The organism is Dokdonia genika (genome assembly GCF_042652845.1).
Lineage (GTDB): Bacteria > Bacteroidota > Bacteroidia > Flavobacteriales > Flavobacteriaceae > Dokdonia > Dokdonia donghaensis.
Window position 1 is genome coordinate 164,153 of record NZ_JBHSHB010000003.1, and the last position, 17,445, is coordinate 181,597.

Sequence of the window (17,445 nt, forward strand, 5' to 3'; positions counted from 1 at the left end):
ACTGCTTTATTTTATTGCGTTAAGTCTAAGAGTTACCGCATTTTTATGAGCATCAAGACCCTCTGCCTCTGCCATAAGTTCTATAGCACGACCTATATTTTTTATTCCAGTTTCAGATATTTTTTGAAATGTCATAGACTTCATAAAACTATCTAGATTTACACCGCTGTACTGCTTAGCATAACCGTTTGTAGGTAAGGTGTGGTTTGTACCAGATGCATAATCTCCAGCGCTTTCTGGCGTATAGTTGCCTATAAAAACAGACCCCGCATTACCTATATTATCTACATAGTAGTCATCATTTGAGGTGCAAACTATAAAGTGTTCTGGACCGTACTCATCTATAAGCGCGAGTGCCGTCTCATCATCTTTTACATAAATGAGCTTGCTATTATCAATAGCTTTTTCTGCAATACGCTTTCGCGAAAGCGTACTCATCTGCTCTTCTACTTCTTTTTCTACCTCGTCTATCAAATCCTTTGATGTAGAAACCAAGATCACCTGACTATCAACACCGTGCTCTGCCTGACTTAATAAGTCTGAAGCTACGAAGCTTGCCTGAGCGGCATCATCTGCCACAACAAGTAATTCTGATGGACCTGCTGGCATATCTATAGCCACTCCGTGCTTTGTAGCAAGCTGCTTTGCAACAGTTACAAACTGATTACCTGGCCCAAATATTTTATAAACTTGAGGAACGCTCTCTGTACCAAAGGTCATCGCAGCAATAGCCTGAATACCTCCTACTTTAAATATTTTTGTAACTCCACTTAGCTTTGCTGTATAAAGAATGGCAGGGTTTACCTTTCCTTCTTTATCTGGTGGTGTGCATAATACAATCTCTTTACAACCAGCGATATTTGCTGGCGTTGCAAGCATTAAGATAGTAGAAAATAATGGCGCTGTACCTCCCGGTATATAAAGACCCACTTTTTGAATAGGTCTTTTTTCTTGCCAGCAATCTACTCCTTCTGTAGTAGCAATAGCTACTCTCTCTGTTTTTTGAGCTGTGTGAAAACGTTCAATATTACCTTTTGCAAGTTGTATGGCTTCCTTTAACTCGGTAGATATAAGCTCTTGCGCTTCCTCTATTTCTATATCAGTGACTGCAGTGCTCTCAAGAGTCACATTATCAAAGATACTTGTGTACTTTGCTACCGCAGTATCTCCTTTTTCCTTTACTTCCTTAAAAATATCGGTAACGGTGGCTTCTATATCATCTACAGTTTGAGTAGGTCTTTTTAAAATTTCTGCCCACTCACTTCTTTCTGGATTATAAATCTTATTCATAGCAATGTAAAATTATAGTACCATTTTTTCGATTGGGCATACAAGTATTCCTTCTGCACCTGCTTTTTTGAGATTATCTATCACATCCCAAAAGCTATCTTTATTTATTACTGAGTGTACACTACTCCAGCCTTCTTGTGCTAGTGGTAAAACCGTAGGACTTCTCATACCTGGAAGCATTGCGATAACATCATCAAGCTTTGCGTCTGGCACATTCATAAGTACATACTTACTGCGTTGTCCTGCAAGTACAGATTTTATACGGAATTTGAGTGTTTCTAATAGTTCCTTACGCTCGTCAGAAATAGTAGGTGATGCAGTAAGAACAGCCTCAGACGTGAGCATTTGCTCTACTTCCTTAAGGTTATTTTTAAATAATGTACTACCACTAGAAACAATATCACAAATAGCATCTGCAAGTCCAATATTTGGAGCAATTTCTACCGAACCATTAATGATGTGTAGCTCTGCGTTTACACCTTTTTCGGCTAGATATTCTCTTACTGTATTAGGATATGAAGTTGCAATGCGCTTACCTTCTAGATCTTTTACAGAGTTATATTCTTGTCCTTTTGGGATAGCTAGTGACACCTTGCATTTTGAAAAACCTAGTCTCTCTATGATAGGAAGTTCCTTTCCTTTTTCTATAAGTGTATTTTCTCCAAGTATTGCGATATCTACCACTCCGTCTCTTAAGTACTGAGGAATATCTCCATTACGTAGGTATAAAACCTCTAGCGGAAAGTTTCTAGCAATGGCTTTAAGTTGATCCTTACCATTATCTATAGATACACCACAGTTTTTAAGCAGTTGTAAAGACTCCTCATTGAGACGACCTGACTTCTGAATAGCAATTCTAATTTTTTGACTCATTTTTGTTGGTTTGTGTTTGAATTACCCAAAAAAGAAAAAACCCGTTTGAGTATCTCAAACGGGTTTATATATGAATTATTTACATACCAAACTACCTCGCTTGAGCGAATGATGTAGTATGGTGATGATGTGTTTTGTTCAATTTCATTTATGGAACAAATTTAAGAAGTCTTTTGTTAAAAACAAGTGAATAAAGTGATTTAATAATTACTTAACACACAGAACTTTTTAGTAGATTTGAAATAGCGCTTTAAATCAACTACTAAAGCACATAAATTTAACTATGAAAGGATTTTTGGGGGCCTTCCTTGTTTTTTTACTTTGGTCATTTACGTGTATCTATTACGTAAGTGCTAAGGAGCCATCACCATTTATAGAAAAAAAATCATCTACTACAATTTCTAATAGTAATGATAAACAACCTATTACTAATCCAACTAAGACAAGTACTAGTAATAGCGAGATAAAAACTACAGATAGCATTGCAAAAACGCACATAGATAGGGAGGCGTCCATTTTTATTGCTGAAGAAATACAAAAATCTATTGCTATAAGTGATACTGTAGATTTTACAAAAGATGAACCGGTTGTTACTTTTGAAAAAGAGCTTAACTCACTTTCGGGCCCTTCTTTTTCTAGCGAGGTATTCTACCCGCAGTATAACAATACAGATTTAATACTTGATAAAGAGCTCGTTGCATATGCATCTGAACTCAAAGAATTATTAAAAAATAATCCAGATAAAAAAGTAACAATATTAGGCCATACAGATAACGTAGGAAATGCTCGAGATAATTTTAGCACAGGTTTAAAAAAATCAAGACAAATTAAATGGTATCTTACAGCCCGTAGAGGAATCCCCCGCAGCAAAATTACTGCTACCTCAAGAGGTGAAGAAGAACCTATCGCCTCAAATAACACCGTATCTGGACGACGCCAAAACAACAGAATAGAAATTATAGTAGATTAATGCTCGCATTACAGGAGGCCATATCAATACCCATTGCTTATATAGAGACATTTATAATGACTCTTGTTGCATTTTTGATAGGTTATGGAGGATCGCAACTCTCTCAAAAATTTTCTCACAAACGTAAAGAACAACAGCATAAAAACACGTTACAACAGCTCAACAATACCATCAAAAATCTACAAGACGAGTTAGATAGAAAGGCAGATGGCGTTTTTAGAAAAGACCGTATGGATGAGGAATATGAGCATCTACAGATACGAAACAGAGCTTTTTCTGATGATGTGCTTACAGAAAAGCTCTCAAAAACAGAAATTAAGGACCCTATAAGTTATGAACGCATAGGAAGGGCCACAATGGCAGAGCGTAATGACTTACAACAAATTACTGGAATAGGTCCATATACTGAGGCTAAACTCAATGAACTAGGGATTTACACTTACGAGCAAATAAGCCGTTTTAATAATGACGACATCGCCGCAGTAACAAAGCTCATTAAGTTTTTTCCAGATAGAATTAAAAATGATAGATGGGTAGCAAAGGCAAAAAGACTTACCGAGAATACACAAACAGAGGATAACGAAAAAGGAAACTCAAAAAAAAATATGATAAATGAAAAAACCACCTATTAGGTGGTTTTTTTATTTATATAAAACATAGATTTATTAATTTATCTCCTCACCTGCCTCATTAAACTCTACATCTTTATTTTTCCCTTTACGTTTAAATTCCACGTCATAAAATAGCCCTTTTTCGGCGCTTTGCACGCGCTCAATCTCTGTGATCTTCTCGTGACTATAATCTCTTTTTATAGCTTTTTTAATTGCCTTTGGCAATTCATCCTTATCTATACTTACTTCTGTCTCAATCCAATCTCCATTAGGACTAAAATCTGCACGGTGTCTTATACCATCTATTCTAAATCTTGACTCATAATTTCCATTTGAGTCTACGTGCCAGTCTGGATCATTCTCTCCTGGATATTTGGCTTGAAATGTTGCCTTTACTGCCTCTGGTGCATATCCTTTCTTACTATTTTGACTTTCAACTTTTTGACCACAACTCACTGCGAGTATAAAGCCAAACAATAAAAGTACTTTCTGATATTTAAACATAAAAAAATCTTTACAATCTACCCATTATGACGAGTAGACTGTAAAGATATAAGCTTTCGCGAAAGCATCATCTTAACACTTTCATATAATTTTAGATAGTATTCTAATTATTTCCTAAAATTAATGGTAGTCCAGATTCACCAGAACCTACCACTATCACCTTAGAATTTGGAGATTTTGACAACTCTATTGTTGCATCAATACCTTTATCTTGTAGAATCTTATCTGTAAGTGACGCACTAAGAATCTTGTTTGCATCTGCCTTACCTTGTGCTTCTATACGTACTTTTTCTGCCTCTTTTGTAGCTGTTACTAGACGGAATTCATACTCAAGAGACTCTTGCTCTTGCTTTAATTTACGCTCGATAGCTTCTTTAATTGTATTTGGCAAGGTTACATCTCTTACTAGTATCTCATCTAGCTCGATGTACTGATCCTTTATAATCTTCTTTGTTTCTTCAAAAATTTCTGACTGTATCGCATCTCTCTTAGAAGAATATAACTGCTCTGGCGTATAACGCCCCACAACAGATCTCGCTGCAGATCGTATAGTAGGCAATAAGATACGTTGTAAGTAATCTTCACCTATCTCTTGGTGTAACTTCCCTACATCTGTATATCTAGGCTTGTACCAAGCAGATGCGTCTAGTTGTATATCTAGTCCGTTTGAAGATAATACTTTCATTTTTTCAAAAAGCTCTTGACGACGCACTTCATAAACGTACACTTTGTTCCAAGGGGCTACTAGGTGAAATCCTTCTCCTAGTGGTGGCTCATCTGTTACCACACCACCTCCAAATGTTTTATACAACACGCCAGCCTCTCCAGAGTCTATTGTGATGGCAGATTTTGTGATAATCACGAGTAGAATAACGAGGCCTATTACGACAGGCACTCCAATTTTAGGTAATTTTTCCATAGCTAATTTTTAATTTTGATTTTAAGTAAGTCCATTATACTTGCGCATAAACCACTCCAAAGCGAGTAATAATGCCAAAATTGCAAGTAGTAATTTCCAGTCTATAAAAGGTACACTATTTTTTGTACTCTTCTGTATAGGTTTATATCTATTATCTGCAACGAGCGACGTTATAAGTTTATCTAGACTTACAGGGTTATATAAACCACCATCTGTATGAGACGCTAGAAGTTGTAACTGTGTTACATTTGCATTTAAAAATTGTTGCTCTATATCAAAGGGAACAATTGTAAAAGATCCAGAACGTGCAATACCTTGCTCTGCTACAGATACAGTAAATTTATAACTTCCAGGCTCAAGATTATTCATATCTACCTGATAGGTATTCTTTTTAAGTAATAATGGAATCTCTGTAAGCTTTTTTGACTCCTGATTTATCACTTTTATAGACACCTTAGCCCTTGCATCAAAATTGTAATTTTTATTAAAGTACTGTGCATAAAGCATCACTGCCTTATTGCCATAGTAAAACGACTCATAATCTAAGTTAAGTCTACTTTTCTTCTTGTTTGAAGCAGCATATTGTACTAGATTATCTATAAAATTATCAAAAGATTTAAAATCACGCTTTTCTACAAAACTCTGTGCTCGCCACTTCCATAATCCTTCTCCTAATATATATACCTCTCGTCTTCCACTATCTTCTGTTGTGGCTATAAGTGGTTGATTAGTCTCCACAAGGCCTATACTTTGTGATAAAGCAATGTCTGCTTTTGTATTAAAACGCGTCTCTCCAAATGCCGCAACTAAAGGTGGAAAATCGTCAAAACCTATATCCTCAATTACAAAAGCAGAAAAGTTAGGATTAAGCTGAGCTTGTACTTCTTCTGTTTGACCTGTAATCTCTTGTGTGATTGTTTTTTGAAATTTATTTATAGCATTCCAGCCAGTGTGTTCTCCAGTTATTGTTATACTATTTTTAGCTAGTGTTTCTAATTGTTTATATACTCCAGAAAAACTTGCATCTGGTTGGTAAAGTATGATGAGCTCATAATCATTGATCTTTGCAACAGCATCTGCTGGTTTCGTAAATGTAACCGTGCGCAATCTATTACTCTCAATACTCTTTTTAAGCATTCCCACATCTGGGTGAACTATATTACTTATAAGAAGTACATTCGTTTTTTGATCTATAACCTCTATCGCAAAGTTTTTATAGTTATTACTCTCATTCTTTTCGCTCTCTACAGGAGCAATACTTATGACATACTGAGTCACTCCCACCCTTTCAGCAGGGACGTTTACGGTAAAAACTTGTGATGCATTATCTGGGCTAAAATTTACAGACTGCTTATGTAAAGTTTTACCTCCAGAACGTATAGTAAGCACAGATTGTACTGTTGTTTTACCATTATAAGAAGCAAAAATCTCAACAGGAAATTTGTTATTTATATAGGCATATCGATTTACATTGATCTGACCCAGCTTAAGGTCATCATAAATGATTGTATCTCCCAGTATCACGGGATATACCTGCTGGCTATAATTCTGACCAAGATATTGATAGGCCTCACCATAGGTTTGATTACCATCAGAGAGTAAAACTACGGGAGCGACATCTGTTGTATAAATATCTTCAAGACCACGCAAAGCGTTTGAGATATTAGTCTGCTTATTAGTAAATGAAAGGGAATCTAATGATTTAAAATCATCTCCAAATTGATAGTACTGAATATCAAAAGCATCGTTGAGTTTTACGCTTTCGCGAAAGCGGGATATCACATCTTGAGACACCCCATCATAACCAAGGTGTGCAATACTTGAAGAATTATCTACAGCGACAGCAAGCGAAGGCTTCTCTGTGTAGTAAGATACTTGCTCATACTTAGGGTTGATAAGTAAAAGCAGTAAGCCAAAAATGGTTAAAAATCGTAAAAATGTATAAACGCGATTGCGCTTACTTTTATATTTAACACGATAGAAATATTGAAAAACCGCTACTCCCAGTGAGAGAATAGCAGCTCCAATAATTAATAATAGTGTCTCTGTTTGCAATAGTATATGACTAAATTATATTGAGTTTTACCTTGTTTTAGGTAAGCATCCCTCCATCTACATTAATCACTTGACCTGTGATGTAGGCACTCATATCACTTGCTAAAAATACACAAGCGTTTGCAATATCTTCTGGGCTACCACCACGTTTAAGCGGTATAGCATCTCTCCACGATGCAACAGTAGCCTCATCTAGCTTACCTGTCATTTCTGTCTCGATAAATCCTGGTGCAATCACGTTAGTACGTATGTTACGAGAACCTAGCTCTAGTGCCATAGATTTTGAAAAACCTATCATACCTGCCTTTGATGCTGCATAGTTTGCCTGCCCAGCATTTCCTTTTACTCCTACTACAGAGCTCATATTTATGACACTTCCCTTACGAGCCTTAAGCATCGTGCGTTGTACAGCCTTAGTCATATTAAAAATAGACTTAAGGTTTACTTCTATCACTTTATCAAAATCTTCTTCAGACATACGCATAAGGAGATTATCTTTTGTGATACCTGCGTTGTTTATCAAGATATCAATCGCGCCAAAATCTTCAAGAACATTTTTCACAAGCTCTTGTGCCTGCTCAAAATCTGCAGCGTTACTTTTATATCCTTTTACCTTTACGCCAGTTCCTTCTAAGCTTTTCTCAAGCTCATCTGCCGCGGCAGATGATGAGCTGTATGTAAAAGCTACATTTGCCCCGTGTTGTGCAAAAACCTCTGCTATTCCTTTTCCTATACCACGGCTAGCACCTGTAATAATGGCTGTTTTTCCTTCTAGTAATTTCATTATAATCTATTGTGTCTGTTGGCTGTTTTGTTTTTATAATAAGTGTTCGGTATACTTAACATATTCTTTATTACGCTTTCGCGAAAGCGTAATACCCACTTATTTTATATCAAATATAAGAATTACGATAACCATAAAGCACAAAAAAACCTCTCGATACTTGAGAGGTTTTTTTAATAGTTATTAGATAAAATACTAGCCTAAAACTTCTGCTACTTTCTTACCTATTTCTGCTGGAGAATCAACTACGTGTATTCCACATTCTCTCATAATTGCTTTTTTAGCTTGAGCTGTATCATCAGATCCACCTACAATTGCACCTGCGTGCCCCATTGTACGTCCTGCTGGTGCAGTCTCTCCGGCTATAAATCCTATAACTGGCTTCTTGCTTCCGCTTTCTTTATACCACTTTGCAGCATCACCTTCTAGTTGACCACCTATCTCACCTATCATTACGACAGCTTCTGTTGCTGGGTCATTTATAAGTAACTCTACAGCTTCTTTTGTAGTTGTCCCAATAATTGGGTCACCACCTATACCGATAGCTGTTGTGATACCAAGACCTTGTTTTACAACCTGGTCTGCAGCTTCATAAGTAAGTGTTCCAGATTTTGAAACGATACCTACTTTTCCTTCTTTAAAAACAAAACCTGGCATAATACCTACTTTTGCTTCTCCTGGAGTGATTACACCTGGACAGTTAGGTCCTATAAGGCGACACTCTTTTGTAGCGATATAGTCTGATGCTTTGATCATATCTGCAACAGGGATACCTTCTGTAATTGTTATAATTACTTTGATACCTGCATCTGCAGCTTCCATAATTGCATCTGCAGCAAATGCTGGCGGTACAAAAATAATAGTTGTGTCTGCTCCTACTTTTTCTACAGCTTCTTGTACTGTGTTAAAAACAGGCTTATCTAGGTGTACTTGTCCTCCTTTACCTGGAGTAACTCCACCTACTACATTTGTTCCATAGTCGATCATCTGGCCCGCGTGGAAAGTTCCCTCGCTACCTGTAAATCCTTGAACAATTATTTTTGAATCTTTATTTACTAAAACGCTCATCAGTTTGTTTTAAAATTTTGCTCTGCAAAAATAGCAGTTTGATTAAGTATTCTCAAGTAAAATATTAATGAATTTTACTTCCAAGACTTCATAGCCTTTTTATCTTCTTCTATAGGCTGGGTCATCTGGTAACCACGGTACATTAATCCGTCCTTAAGTTCCCATATAGCCATAAAGTGTGCAATAGGCTCTTCTACCTCTGGTGTCTCTATAGTAGTTACGTGATATGTAAAACGTATTACGACATTATCACCGTCAGACAGAAGGTGTGTAATTTGAGGTCGTACCGCATCAAAGGACTTACCAGCCTCTGTTGCCATATCCTTTACAGCCTGGATATCCATATGATTGTATCCAGTTTTTGCATTCCAGTAAAGTTCCATTTCTGGATGCATATACTTATCAAGGTTAGAGGTGTCATTAAAAAAATCTGACTCATAAAACTCTCGCACGATCTTCTTCTTACTCTTAGCCATTATTGCTTATTTAATTTATCTAATAATTCTTGAACCTGGCGCAATGCCGCAAGTTCTTTATATTTTGTTCTAAAATCTCCTGCTGGAGATCCAAAATAACTTTTACCACCTTCTAGTGACTTACTTACGCCACTTTGTGCAGAGATCACGGCTTTACCACCTACGGTTATACCACTGGTTACACCTACCTGACCCCACAATGTCACTTCATCCTCTATAACTACACAACCAGCTATACCTGTCTGAGAAGCTATTAAAACCTTCTCTCCTATAACCGTATCGTGACCTATGTGCACCTGGTTATCTATTTTAGTGCCAGCACCTACAGTAGTATCTCCTGTAACGCCTTTATCTATAGTACAGGCAGCGCCTATATCTACATTATCTTTTATAACCACGCGACCACCAGATTTAAGTTTATCAAAACCTTCTGGTCGTTTTTTATAATAAAAAGCATCTGCACCCAGTATACTCCCAGCGTGTATCGTCACATTATCGCCTATTACCGTATGGTCGTAAAGGCTTACGTTAGAGTGTATGGTACAATTTTTACCTATTGTAACGTGATTACCTATAAAGGCATTAGGTTGTACAACCGTTCCCTCACCTATTGATGCTGTTGTGGCAACACTGGCTCCTGCACTCTCAAAAGGTTTAAAATGCGTAGTAAGTTTATTAAAATCTCTAAAAGGATCATCAGAGATAAGTAGCCCTTTGCCTTCTGGACAATCTACCTCTTTATTAATAAGTATTACTGTTGCAGCACTGTTAAGCGCTTTATCATAATACTTAGGATGATCTACAAAAACGATGTCTCCCGCCTCAACGACGTGTATCTCATTCATACCAAGTACTGGAAATGATGCATCACCAACAAAAGTGGCATCTATGAGACTGGCGATTTCTTGAAGTGTATGTTGTTTTTGAAATTTCACGATTACGAATATAATAAGAAAATCCCGCCAAATTGCGGGATTTTTATAATTAGTTAGCTAGTATTATTTATTCTTTAACACGCTCCTTATATGTACCTTTTACAGTCTCGATCTTAATCTTATCTCCTTCATTTATAAATAAAGGTACATTTACCTCTGCTCCTGTCTCTACTGTTGCAGGTTTTGTCGCATTTGTAGCTGTATTTCCTTTTACTCCAGGCTCAGTATGTGTCACTTCAAGCACAACAGAGGCTGGCATATCTACAGAGAGTGGAGAGTTGTCTTCAGAGTTAATAAGTACAGTTACTACTTCACCTTCTTTTAATAAATCAGAACGATCTAGCGCTGTTTCTTGTAAAGCAATCTGTGTATAATCTTCGGTATTCATAAAGTGATACCCTTCTCCATCATTGTATAAAAACTGAAACTTGTGAGTTTCTACACGTACTTCGTCTATTTTATGTCCTGCCGAAAATGTGTTATCTAACACTTTTCCAGTTGTCACGCTCTTCATTTTTGTACGTACAAAAGCTGGACCTTTACCAGGTTTTACGTGTAAAAATTCTACAATTTTATAGATGTCATTATTGTAGTGTAAACAAAGACCGTTACGGATATCTGATGTTGTTGCCATAAATTAAAATTAATCGACTACCTCTTAGCTCGAGATACTCATATTGATATTGTTGTTAAAATAACGCTTTCGCGAAAATAGGAAAAGATTACCACTCTCCCCTCTTGTTTATTACTCTGTCACCTCGCGCCTAAAGCTAGAGGTTGTTTGATATGGTTTAAATTCCGCTTTCGCGAAAGCGTAAACACAACTATTAAGAGCTAAAGTATCCCTTCATAATACCGCGTTGAGAATTCTTTATAAACTGTAAGATCTCATCACGCTCTTGAGTTGCCTCCATCTCTGCTTCTATAATAGTGACCGCTTGTGAGTTATTATAATTCTTTTGGTATAGTATACGGAAGATATCTTGTATCTCTCTTATCTTTTCTGTTGTAAAACCACGTCTACGTAATCCTATAGAGTTTATACCTACATAACTTAATGGCTCACGACCTGCTTTTACAAATGGCGGTACATCCTTACGTACTAGCGATCCACCGGTTACAAAGGCGTGACTCCCTATGGTACAAAATTGCTGTATGGCAGCCATACCTGCAAGAACCACATAATCACCTACGGTAATGTGTCCTGCTAGTGTACTATTGTTAGAAAAAATACAGTTATCGCCCACGATACAATCGTGTGCTATGTGACAGTATGCCATAATCCAGCAGTTATTACCTACTTGAGTTTTCATACGGTCTGATGTACCACGGTTTATGGTAACACACTCACGTATCGTCGTGTTATCACCTATAATGGTAACGGTATCTTCATCATTAAACTTTTTATCTTGCGGTACTGCAGAGATCACTGCTCCCGGAAAGATACTTACGTTCTTCCCTATACGAGCTCCCTCCATAATAGTTACGTTAGAACCTATCCAGCTTCCCTCTCCTATCACAACATTATTATGTATAGTTGTAAAAGGCTCTATCACTACATTCTTTGCAATTTTTGCACCTGGGTGCACATATGCTAATGGCTGATTCATATTAGTTATTTTTTACTTTAACGATCTGAGCCATTATCTCTGCCTCCGACACTAATTTTCCATTTGCATAAGCTCGTGCTTGCATCTGGCAAATTCCTCTGCGTATAGGCGCCATAAGGTCTAGCTTAAAAATAAGCGTATCACCCGGCACCACTTGATGTTTATATCTTACGTTATCTATTTTAAGTAAATATGTAAGATAATTTTCTGGATCTGGCACTGTACTAAGTACAAGTATACCTCCCGTTTGTGCCATTGCCTCAATCTGAAGTACTCCTGGCATTACAGGTGCACCAGGAAAATGCCCTACGAAGAATGGTTCATTCATCGTGACATTTTTTATACCTATTACGTGCTCTTCTGTAAGTTCTAGAATTTTATCTACCAGTAAGAATGGAGGTCTGTGTGGTAACATCTCCATAATTTGATTAATATCCTTTACTGGCGCTGCGTGTAAGTCTACATCTGGCACATAGTTACGACGCTCATTTTTTATAATTTTCTGTAGCTTCTTTGCAAACTGTGTGTTTACAAAATGCCCAGGCTTATTTGCTATTACTTTACCACGTATACGAGTACCTGCAAGTGCAAGATCACCTATTACATCAAGTAATTTATGACGTGCTGCCTCGTTTGCGTGATGCAAAGTAAGGTTATCTAAAATACCGTTAGGTTTTACCGCAATGTGATCTTTATTAAAGGCTACGCGTAACTTTTCCATTGTACTAGGTGATAATTCCTTATCTACATATACAATCGCATTGTTAAGATCACCTCCTTTTATAAGACCGTGCTCAAGTAGCATCTCTATCTCGTGTAGAAAACTAAATGTTCTACTATCTGATATCTCTTCTTTAAACTCTGAAATGTGCTGTATACTTGCATTTTGAGTACCTAGCACCTTTGTACCAAAGTCTACCATTGTAGTTACCTGATACTCGTCTGATGGCATAAGGATAATCTCACTACCCGTTTCTTCATCTTTATAAGTGATGACCTCCTTTACTATATACTCATCACGTGCTGCATCCTGCTCTTGTATACCTGCTTCTTCTAGTGCTTCTACAAAAAACTTTGACGATCCATCCATAATAGGCGGCTCAGATGCGTCTAGCTCGATAAGCAGGTTATCTATCTCTAGACCTACACAAGCAGCAAGAACGTGCTCTGTAGTTTGTATAGCAACACCGTTCTTCTCAAGGTTAGTCCCTCGCTGCGTGTTAGTCACAAGAGAGGCATCTGCATTGAGAATAGGTTCCCCTTCAATGTCTATACGTTTAAACTTATATCCGTGATTTTCTGGCGCTGGCTTAAATGTCATTTTTACATTTGCACCAGTGTGTAAACCTACTCCTGTAAGGCTTACTTCTTTTGCTATCGTACGTTGTTGTGCTTTAGCGTTACCCATTGTTTTGTTGTTTTTCTAGTTTGTTTACCGCTTGTACAATTTTTGGTAAATTTTTAAAATGTACATAAGAGCGGTTCCAGTCTGTGTAGTTAAATGACGGAGAGCCTTGCAGCACTTCACCATCTTTTATATTTCTTCCTATACCAGATTGTGCTTGTATGCGCACTTTATCACCTATGGTGAGGTGACCAGAGATACCTACTTGCCCACCTATAAGACAGTGCTTCCCTATCTTAGTAGATCCTGCAATTCCTGTTTGAGCAGCAATAGCAGTGTGTGCACCTATCTCTACGTTATGTGCAATCTGTATTTGGTTATCTAGTTTTACTCCTCTTCTTATAATAGTAGATCCTAGTGTAGCACGATCTATAGTAGTACCGGCACCTATATCTACGTGATCTTCTATAATTACATTACCTGTTTGTGGTACTTTACTATACTCCCCTTTTTCATTTGGCGTAAAGCCAAATCCATCTGCACCTACTATGGCTCCACTGTGTATATAAACATTATTACCTATCACACTGTCTGAGTATACCTTAGACCCTGCAAAAAGCACGCAGTTATCACCTATAGTTACATTATCACCTATATATACATTAGGATAAATCTTTACATTATCACCTATACGCACGTTATCACCTAAGTAAGAAAATGCACCTAGATATAGCCCTTCACCATAACTAGCCGTATCAGATATAAAACAAGGTTGTTCTATACCAGACTTACTTAGTTTTACTTGGTTATAATATTCTAATAATTTTGAGAAAGACTTATAAGCATCTTCTACACGTATGAGTGTAGGCTTAACTTCTTGATCTGCCACAAAATCATTACCCACAATGGCAATACTAGCCTCTGTTGAGTAGATGTATGATGTATACTTAGGGTTTGCCAGAAAAGTAAGAGAACCAGGGGTTCCTTCTTCTATTTTGGCTAGCTTAGAGACCTCTACTTCTGGGTTACCTTCTACGGTCCCTTCTAGTATGCCTGCGATTTGGGTTGCGGTAAATTTCATAAAGCACAAAAATAGGAAAAATTAACGTTTAGGTTTTGGGTAACACAGATAGTTTTTAACTACTTCTTTAGTAAGCGATTTTAAACTAAGCTGGTCACTAGCCTTTACAACATCTACAATCTTTCCATTACTCATTAATATATTAATCCCCCCTTTTTTATAATTATACGCTTGATTTGATATCGTACCCGTAATTACAAAGTAATTTGCCTCTTCTTGAGAGATACTATACTGCTTCATAAGAGCGCTTCTATGCTTCTCCAGCTTTGCCGGAGCAAATGGCTTCTTACGTATTTTTACTTTTAATAAGTCTCTATTTATGATACTCTTAGACAGCTCAGAAAGCACGAAGTCCTTATGCGAGCACCACTCCTTCATTGCCGAAATAATGTCATAATCATCAAGCTGTGCAAAGATGTCTAAGCTCTTTTTTATGGTATCGCTATCTATTTGATTTTGTAAAAAGAACTGCAGTGCCTTGCTAGAAGGTAATATCTCACCCTCTCGCGAGAGCTCTTTTGCTCTTTTAAGCACCCTGGTAAGCAATTGCTCTGCAACAATACCTGTTTTATGCAAATACACTTGCCAGTACATAAGGCGTCGCGCCACGAGAAACTTCTCTACCGTATACACACCTTTTTCTTCTACTACTAGGTGGTCATCCTTTACATTGAGCATCGCGACTATGCGCTCTGTATTAATATTACCCTCTGCCATACCCGTATAAAAGCTATCGCGCTTGAGGTAGTCTGTACGATCCATATCTAGCTGCCCAGAAACCAGCTGATTTAAAAAGGAGCGATGATATGAGCCTTCAAAAATCTGTATAGCGAGCGTTAAACTTCCGTTAAACTCCTCATTGAGAGCCTCCATAAATAAGGTAGAAATATCTTCGTGACTCACACCATCTACAATGCTATGCTCCATAGCGTGAGAAAAAGGACCGTGACCTATATCGTGTAATAAAATGGCTATAAGTACAGCTTCTTGCTCTGTCTCAGATATAACAACACCTTTACCTACAAGGACTTTGAGCGCTTTTTGCATTACACCCAGACAGCCTATAGCGTGCTGAAATCTGGTGTGATGCGCCCCAGGATATACGAGATAAGAGAGTCCCATCTGAGTGATACGTCTCAGTCGCTGAAAATATTTGTGCTGTATGAGATCAAAGAGCACCCCATTTGGTATGGTAATAAACCCATAAATTGGGTCGTTAATAATTGTAACTTTGGAAGACTGCAATAGAAAAAGTTTAAATTCTGTTGTTTTACGCTTTCGCGAAAGCGTACTCCTTACAAATATAAGGTTTCACCATACAACGGTAAGGCCACTAAAGAACTAACTATATATATGAGCAACATACAAATACTCTGGGTAGACGACGAAATAGACTTATTGAAACCACACATACTCTTTCTTGAAAAGAAAAACTATAGCGTGACCACCTGTGATAACGGTGCAGAGGCAGTAGATATGATAGATGAACAAAACTTTGACATCATATTTCTAGATGAGAATATGCCTGGCCTTACGGGGCTTGAGACGCTCAATGAGATAAAAAATAAAAGAGAAAATATACCCGTCGTGATGATCACTAAGAGTGAGGAAGAGTACATTATGGAGGAAGCTATAGGCTCAAAAATAGTAGACTACCTTATAAAACCGGTAAACCCTAACCAGATCTTACTAAGCTTAAAGAAAAACCTTGACCATAGCCGTCTGATAAGCCAGAAGACAACATCTTCATACCAGCAAGAGTTTAGAAAAATTGCGATGGACCTCTCTATGATAAATAGTTTTGAAGAGTGGAGCGAACTTTACCAGAAGCTCATTTACTGGGAGATGGAGCTAGAGGGCATAGAAGATAGCGGGATGTTTGAGATTCTAGAGTCTCAAAAAACAGAGGCAAATAACCAGTTTTGTAAATTTATAGATAAAAATTACCCAGACTGGTTTGACGGTTATGATGCGCCTACAATGTCTCATACCTTGTTTAAGGACAAGGTGCAGCCTCATATTAAAAAGGGTACTCCTACCCTCTTTGTGGTGATAGATAATATGCGCTATGACCAGTGGAAGGCTTTTGAGCCACACCTTGCTGCCCATTATAAAAAAGTGCAAGAAGAGCCTTACTACAGTATACTTCCTACGGCAACACAGTATGCTCGTAATGCCATATTTTCTGGGCTTATGCCAGAAGATATGAAAAAGAAACACCCCAATCTATGGCTAGATGACACAGACGAGGGAGGAAAAAATATGCACGAGGCGGCCTTTCTTGAGGCGCAACTTAAGAGACTAAGCCTAGATGTAAAGTGGGAATACCATAAAATTACTAATCTTAAAAATGGTAAAAAGCTAGCAGACAACTTTAGATCTCAAAAGGATAATGACCTTACTGTGGTGGTCTATAACTTTGTAGATATGCTCTCGCACTCTAAAACCGAGATGGAGGTCATAAAAGAGCTAGCTAGTAATGATAAGGCATACCGCTCCCTTACAGAGAGCTGGTTTAAAAACTCACCGCTGCTCTCTATGATACAGCAAGCACAAGAGCTGGGTATGAAGCTAGTACTTACTACAGACCACGGTACTATAAATGTAAAAAATCCTTCTAAGGTAATAGGTGATAAAAACACGAGTCTTAACCTACGTTATAAAACAGGCCGTAGCCTTACCTATGAAGATAAAGATGTACTCGCAGCACCAGACCCGCGCACTATACACTTACCTTCTATAAATATGAGTAGCTCTTATATTTTTGCAAAGAGTGACCTCTTTTTTGCCTACCCAAATAACTTTAATCACTACGTGAGTTATTACAGAAACACCTACCAGCACGGTGGCGTGAGCCTTGAAGAAATGGTGATTCCATTTGTTGTAATGGAACCTAAATAGACCTATTACGCTTTCGCGAAAGC

General features: G+C 37.6%; 17 protein-coding genes. 3 read left to right on the forward strand and 14 right to left on the reverse strand.

Annotation, left to right across the window (positions count from 1 at the left end):
- Positions 1-6: 6 nt before the first annotated feature.
- The gene (gene hisD / locus ACFO5T_RS00715) at positions 7-1,290 is read right to left on the reverse strand and encodes a histidinol dehydrogenase (protein WP_380031201.1); all 1,284 of its coding nucleotides are present in this window, start codon (positions 1,288-1,290) and stop codon (positions 7-9) included.
- A gap of 12 nt (positions 1,291-1,302) precedes the next feature.
- Complete coding sequence (gene hisG, locus ACFO5T_RS00720) at positions 1,303-2,163, reverse strand: ATP phosphoribosyltransferase (RefSeq protein ID WP_380031203.1); 861 nt, start codon at positions 2,161-2,163, stop codon at positions 1,303-1,305.
- 283 nt (positions 2,164-2,446) lie between these two features.
- On the opposite strand from hisG, the gene ACFO5T_RS00725 reads away from it, so the two are divergent.
- Both ACFO5T_RS00725 and ACFO5T_RS00730 read left to right on the forward strand, forming a co-directional pair.
- Positions 2,447-3,133, forward strand: coding sequence for an OmpA family protein (locus ACFO5T_RS00725; protein WP_380031205.1), 687 nt, complete (start codon positions 2,447-2,449; stop codon positions 3,131-3,133).
- On the forward strand, positions 3,133-3,765 hold the full coding sequence (locus tag ACFO5T_RS00730) for a hypothetical protein (protein ID WP_380031207.1): 633 nt from the start codon (positions 3,133-3,135) through the stop codon (positions 3,763-3,765). The genes ACFO5T_RS00725 and ACFO5T_RS00730 overlap by 1 nt, the downstream gene beginning before the upstream one ends.
- A gap of 33 nt (positions 3,766-3,798) precedes the next feature.
- On the opposite strand, the gene ACFO5T_RS00735 is transcribed toward ACFO5T_RS00730, so the two are convergent.
- The 12 genes from ACFO5T_RS00735 to ACFO5T_RS00790 form a co-directional block, all read right to left on the reverse strand.
- Positions 3,799-4,248, reverse strand: coding sequence for a PepSY-like domain-containing protein (locus tag ACFO5T_RS00735; protein ID WP_375252009.1), 450 nt, complete (start codon positions 4,246-4,248; stop codon positions 3,799-3,801).
- A gap of 103 nt (positions 4,249-4,351) precedes the next feature.
- Positions 4,352-5,167, reverse strand: a complete 816-nt coding sequence (locus ACFO5T_RS00740) for a prohibitin family protein (RefSeq protein WP_298350259.1) — start codon at positions 5,165-5,167, stop codon at positions 4,352-4,354.
- 21 nt (positions 5,168-5,188) lie between these two features.
- Positions 5,189-7,222 (reverse strand): VWA domain-containing protein, encoded by a 2,034-nt coding sequence (locus ACFO5T_RS00745; protein WP_380031210.1) that lies wholly within the window; start codon positions 7,220-7,222, stop codon positions 5,189-5,191.
- A 37-nt stretch (positions 7,223-7,259) separates the two neighbouring features.
- On the reverse strand, positions 7,260-8,006 hold the full coding sequence (gene fabG / locus ACFO5T_RS00750) for a 3-oxoacyl-[acyl-carrier-protein] reductase (protein ID WP_380031212.1): 747 nt from the start codon (positions 8,004-8,006) through the stop codon (positions 7,260-7,262).
- Positions 8,007-8,201: 195 nt separating this feature from the next.
- Entirely contained in the window at positions 8,202-9,074 is an 873-nt protein-coding gene (gene sucD / locus ACFO5T_RS00755) for a succinate--CoA ligase subunit alpha (RefSeq protein ID WP_021778946.1), read from the reverse strand.
- Positions 9,075-9,148: 74 nt separating this feature from the next.
- Positions 9,149-9,550, reverse strand: a complete 402-nt coding sequence (locus tag ACFO5T_RS00760) for a nuclear transport factor 2 family protein (RefSeq protein ID WP_375252011.1) — start codon at positions 9,548-9,550, stop codon at positions 9,149-9,151.
- The gene (locus tag ACFO5T_RS00765; RefSeq protein ID WP_380031215.1) at positions 9,550-10,485 is read right to left on the reverse strand and encodes a UDP-3-O-(3-hydroxymyristoyl)glucosamine N-acyltransferase; all 936 of its coding nucleotides are present in this window, start codon (positions 10,483-10,485) and stop codon (positions 9,550-9,552) included. The genes ACFO5T_RS00760 and ACFO5T_RS00765 overlap by 1 nt, the downstream gene beginning before the upstream one ends.
- A 67-nt stretch (positions 10,486-10,552) precedes the next feature.
- Positions 10,553-11,119: an elongation factor P gene (gene efp / locus ACFO5T_RS00770; RefSeq protein ID WP_021778943.1), complete on the reverse strand. Its 567-nt coding sequence runs from the start codon at positions 11,117-11,119 to the stop codon at positions 10,553-10,555.
- A 193-nt stretch (positions 11,120-11,312) separates the two neighbouring features.
- Positions 11,313-12,095 carry an acyl-ACP--UDP-N-acetylglucosamine O-acyltransferase gene (lpxA, locus tag ACFO5T_RS00775; protein ID WP_021778942.1) on the reverse strand — a complete coding sequence of 261 codons (783 nt, stop codon included), beginning with the start codon at positions 12,093-12,095 and terminating at the stop codon, positions 11,313-11,315.
- Between the two features lies 1 nt (position 12,096).
- Positions 12,097-13,503 (reverse strand): bifunctional UDP-3-O-[3-hydroxymyristoyl] N-acetylglucosamine deacetylase/3-hydroxyacyl-ACP dehydratase, encoded by a 1,407-nt coding sequence (locus tag ACFO5T_RS00780; RefSeq protein ID WP_380031219.1) that lies wholly within the window; start codon positions 13,501-13,503, stop codon positions 12,097-12,099.
- The gene (gene lpxD / locus ACFO5T_RS00785) at positions 13,496-14,521 is read right to left on the reverse strand and encodes a UDP-3-O-(3-hydroxymyristoyl)glucosamine N-acyltransferase (RefSeq protein WP_380031221.1); all 1,026 of its coding nucleotides are present in this window, start codon (positions 14,519-14,521) and stop codon (positions 13,496-13,498) included. Before lpxD ends, ACFO5T_RS00780 begins: the two co-directional genes overlap by 8 nt.
- Before the next feature lie 21 nt (positions 14,522-14,542).
- Positions 14,543-15,766, reverse strand: a complete 1,224-nt coding sequence (locus tag ACFO5T_RS00790) for an HD domain-containing protein (protein ID WP_380031223.1) — start codon at positions 15,764-15,766, stop codon at positions 14,543-14,545.
- A gap of 108 nt (positions 15,767-15,874) precedes the next feature.
- Here ACFO5T_RS00790 and porX point away from each other — a divergent pair, with 108 nt between their 5' ends.
- Positions 15,875-17,422, forward strand: coding sequence for a T9SS response regulator signal transducer PorX (gene porX / locus ACFO5T_RS00795; RefSeq protein ID WP_380031225.1), 1,548 nt, complete (start codon positions 15,875-15,877; stop codon positions 17,420-17,422).
- Positions 17,423-17,445: the final 23 nt, after the last annotated feature.